Origin of the sequence: Streptomyces albus subsp. chlorinus, assembly GCF_013302895.1 — a bacterium.
GTDB lineage: Bacteria > Actinomycetota > Actinomycetes > Streptomycetales > Streptomycetaceae > Streptomyces > Streptomyces chlorinus.
Genome location: NZ_VJOK01000001.1, coordinates 6,392,277 through 6,396,083 on the forward strand (window position 1 = coordinate 6,392,277; position 3,807 = coordinate 6,396,083).

Sequence of the window (3,807 nt, forward strand, 5' to 3'; positions counted from 1 at the left end):
GGCGGGGTCAGTACGGCGGGGAGGAGGCGTCGTCCCCGGCCGGCAGCAGCAGCGTGGGGGCGGTGCCGTCCACCGTCAGCTCCCGGCGGCTCAGATGCCGGGCGTCCCGGCGGAACAGCCCCTGGAGCACCGTCCCCCCCCGCTCGCCGCGCCGATGTCACCGGGAGAGGGCAGCATCGCGAAGGTGCCGTCGTACACCAGCGTGCGGTGCTCGGCCGCGGCCATCGGGTCAGCTGCCCTTCCTCGGGGCGGGAACCGGGGAGGCGGGGGCTCCGGGCTCCGGGCCAGCAGGTCCAGGGCGAGGGCGGCCGTCCAGCTGAAGTCCCGGGCACCCCGGCCCGCGCCGCTGTACGGGTCGAGGTACTCGGCGAAGCCGCTCGCCGCCGCCGCCCGCAGCACCTCACCGGCCAGCGCGTCGGCCCGCGCCCGCCGGCCGTGCTGCCGCAGCCCCCGCTCCATCAGCCAGTTGACGTTGAACCAGGCGGGACCGCGCCAGTAGCGGTGCCGGTCGAAGGCCGCACCCACCAGGTCGTAACTGGGCAGCAGGGGAACGGTCGTGCCCAGGCCGAAGTGCTCTCCCGAGGCCGTGCGCAGCAGCGCTTCGACGATCCGGCCGGGCAGCCCGGGGACGAGCAGCGGCAGCAGCCCCGCGGCGCCCCGTTCGGGCACCGGCCGCCCGCCCGCAGGTCCGTCGCGCAGGTCACGGCACAGGAACTGTCCCGCTTCCTGGGACCACAGCCGCGCCACGAGCGCCTGGGTCAGCGCCGCCGCCCGCTCCCGGTGTTCGCCGGGATCCTCACCCACCTCCTCGGCGAGGTCCGCCAGCGCGTGTTCGGAGGCGATGAACAGGGCGTTGAAGCCGGGGTCCTCGACGGCGAACGCGTGCGGGGCCGCGGCGTCGTCGTACCCGTGGGCGCGGTAGTCGGCCGCGAGCCGGACATACCGTGCGTAGTCCAGATCGGTGGGCCGGTCGTCGGCGGCCCCGTGCACCAGGTCGGCGCGGCGGAACGAGCCCGCGGCTGCCGGCTCGATCCGCGCCAGCGGCCCGTCCCAGCACGGACTGTTGTCCATGCCCGGCTCCCACGGGTGGACCACGGCGGCCAGCCCGCCGCCGCCCAGATCGCGGTGGGCGGCCAGATAGCGGTGCCAGGCCGCCAGCCGCGGGCGGACGCGGGCCAGGAAGCCGCGCCGTGCCGAGGTAACGGGGTCCGCCCGGTGCACCAGCAGCGCGGCCAGCGCGTGCACGGGCGGCTGGACGATCCCGGAGGTCTCCGCACCGGCCGGGGCGGCGGGCACCGACGAGGAGCGCCAGAAGTCCGGCCCGGGGAAGTAGGCGTCCAGCGGTACCGCCGGGTTGAAGACGATGTGCGGCAGGCGCCCGTCCGCCCACTGCGCGCCCAGCAGCGTCTCCAGTTCGCGCTGGGCCCGCACCGGGGAGAGGTGCCGCAGCCCGATGGCGACGAACGCCGAGTCCCAGCTCCACTGGTGCGGGTAGAGGCTCCGCGACGGCACCGTCGAGGTCCCCGTCCAGTTGCCGAGCAGCACCCGGCACGCGGCCCGGCGCAGCGCCCGCCGCGTGCCGGGCGGGGGTGAGGGGGCGGGCGGCGAGGAGGAGGCGGACCCCTCCAGGGTCAGCGGCGGCACGGGCGTCATCGGCGTACCCCGCTCGCCGGGGCCGGCCCGCTCATCCGCGCCAGGAACGGCGGTATCGAGCGCACCGCCTCCGCCGGGTCCGAACCCGGCGGGACCCGGCACTCGACGGCCAGGTGGCCTGGGTGGCCGGCGCTGTCGAGCGCGCCCAGCCAGGCCGGCCAGTCCAGGTCGCCCGCACCCGGCAGACCGGGCGTGCCGTTCGACTCGGGGGAGACCTCGGTGACTTCGCCGACCTCCGAGTGGCCCCAGCCGGTCACCGGATAGGCGATACCGGCCGCGCCCTCCCGGAAGAGGCGCGCTTGCGGGTCCCACGTCCGCGTCGGATACGGGCTGGCTCCCCTGCAGGCGGTAAGTTCCATTTCCGTAGATATGCCGGAATAGCGTGTGCGGACCCGTAGATGGCCTGGCGGCAGCGGCTCGCTCTCGTGCTCGGCCACCTCGACCGTACGAGGGGCGGTGAACTGGACAACACGCTCCACAGGGGGCTCCGAACGGCTTGGCTCCGGACTTCGGCAGTTTCGTCGAAGATACCTCAGGGTTACGTCTTGTAAAGAGACAGAACTGGTGCTGGGATGCGGTGCTGGCAGGCGGAAGAGGGGCGATGTGGCACGTGATGCGGAGGAGTCATCGTCCTCCCGTAAGGAGCATCCTGGTCAAATCAGTCGAAAAGGCGCGACCAAGGGTGAGGTATGGGGACGTGGACGCGGCGGTCGCGGGTGGCCGCGGCCGTGCTCGCCGGGGTGCTCGGCGCGGGACTCCTCGCCGGCTGCTCCGGCAGCACCGGGGCAGGGCCGGACAAACCAGACAAGAACCTAACGGTGTGGACGCTGGAGAACCTGCCCGCACGGATGGCCGCGACCAAGAAGGTCGTCTCCCGCTACGAGAAACACAGGGGCGTGCGGGTCCAGCTCGTCGGCGTCGACGAGGCCCAGCTGCCGCAGCTGATCATGTCCGCGGCAGCCGCCGGTGACCTCCCCGACGTGATCGCCGCGCTCCCGCTCGGCCAGGTGTGGCAGATGTACGGCAACGGCCTGCTCAACACCGAGATGCCCGCCGACATCATCGAGGACCTCGGCCCCGGCACCTTCGACGCCAACGCGCTCCGGCTCACCGCCGACGGGAGGAAGCGGCTGAGCGTCCCCTCCGACGCCTGGCTCCAGCTCCTCGTCTACCGCAAGGACCTGTTCGCCAGGGCGCACCTGGCGCCCCCCACCACCTACCGCACCATGACCGAGGCGGCGGCGAAGCTGGACAAGGGGAGGATGGACGGCATCTCCCTCGCCACCGACCCGGGCGACGTCTTCACCCAGCAGAGCTTCGAGAACGTGGCACTGGCCAACGACTGCCGCCTCATCGGCGACGGGACCGGCGGGAAGAGCGCGGGCGGCGGCTCCGGCGACGACGCCGTGGCCCTCGACTCACCCGCCTGCCGCCGCGCCTTCGCCACGTACCGCTCCCTCGCCCGCGACCACGGACCCCCGGGCACCCAGACGCTCGACTCGACCCGCGCCACCTACTTCGCCGGCCGCTCCCCGATGCTGATGTGGTCCTCCTTCCTGCTGGACGAGCTGGCCGGAGAGCGGGCCGACACCCGCCCGAGCTGCGCCCGGTGCGGGAAGGACCCCGGCTTCCTGGCGAAGAACAGCGGCATCACCACCGCCTTCCAGGGCCCCGACGCGCGCAGGCCGGGCCAGTTCGGCGAGATCACCTCCTGGACGGTGACCAGAACGGCCGAGACCGAGGCCACACGCGGCTTCATCGCGTACATGATGGGCGCGGGCTACCAGGGCTGGTTCGGCATGGCGCCCGAGGGCAAGATCCCCGTCCGCGAGGGCACCGCCGACGACCCGGACAAGTACACCCGCGCCTGGCGCCACAGCCGCCTCGGTGTCGAGGCCACCCACCGCAGGCCGCTCGACGAGATCTACTCCGACACCCTGCTGGACGAACTGGCCGACGGCATCGGCCACATGCGCCGCTGGGGCATCACCGAGGGCGAGGGCGCACTGGTGGGCGCCACCAACGGCGAGCTGCCCGTGGCCAAGGCGGTCGGCGAGATGACCAGCGGCCGCACCCCTCCCGGCGAGGCCGCGCGCGAGGCCGACGAGGAAGTCGCCGCACTGCGAAGGTCCCTGCGATGAGCGCCACTCCGCC

At 73.7% G+C, this 3,807-nt stretch carries 4 protein-coding genes; 1 reads left to right on the plus strand and 3 read right to left on the minus strand.

The window, feature by feature from the left end; translation table 11 throughout:
- Positions 1-7 precede the first annotated feature (7 nt).
- The 3 genes from FM076_RS34755 to FM076_RS35395 are packed head-to-tail and all read right to left on the minus strand — an operon-like array spanning position 8 to position 2,012.
- A complete protein-coding gene (locus tag FM076_RS34755) occupies positions 8-130 on the minus strand; it encodes a glycogen debranching N-terminal domain-containing protein (RefSeq protein WP_274598864.1) in 123 nt (40 codons plus the stop codon).
- Positions 91-1,653: an MGH1-like glycoside hydrolase domain-containing protein gene (locus tag FM076_RS27675; protein ID WP_243274654.1), complete on the minus strand. Its 1,563-nt coding sequence runs from the start codon at positions 1,651-1,653 to the stop codon at positions 91-93. Before FM076_RS27675 ends, FM076_RS34755 begins: the two co-directional genes overlap by 40 nt.
- Complete coding sequence (locus FM076_RS35395; protein WP_243274655.1) at positions 1,650-2,012, minus strand: hypothetical protein; 363 nt, start codon at positions 2,010-2,012, stop codon at positions 1,650-1,652. Before FM076_RS35395 ends, FM076_RS27675 begins: the two co-directional genes overlap by 4 nt.
- Before the next feature lie 330 nt (positions 2,013-2,342).
- Here FM076_RS35395 and FM076_RS27685 point away from each other — a divergent pair, with 330 nt between their 5' ends.
- The gene (locus FM076_RS27685; protein ID WP_173873593.1) at positions 2,343-3,794 is read left to right on the plus strand and encodes an ABC transporter substrate-binding protein; all 1,452 of its coding nucleotides are present in this window, start codon (positions 2,343-2,345) and stop codon (positions 3,792-3,794) included.
- Positions 3,795-3,807: the final 13 nt, after the last annotated feature.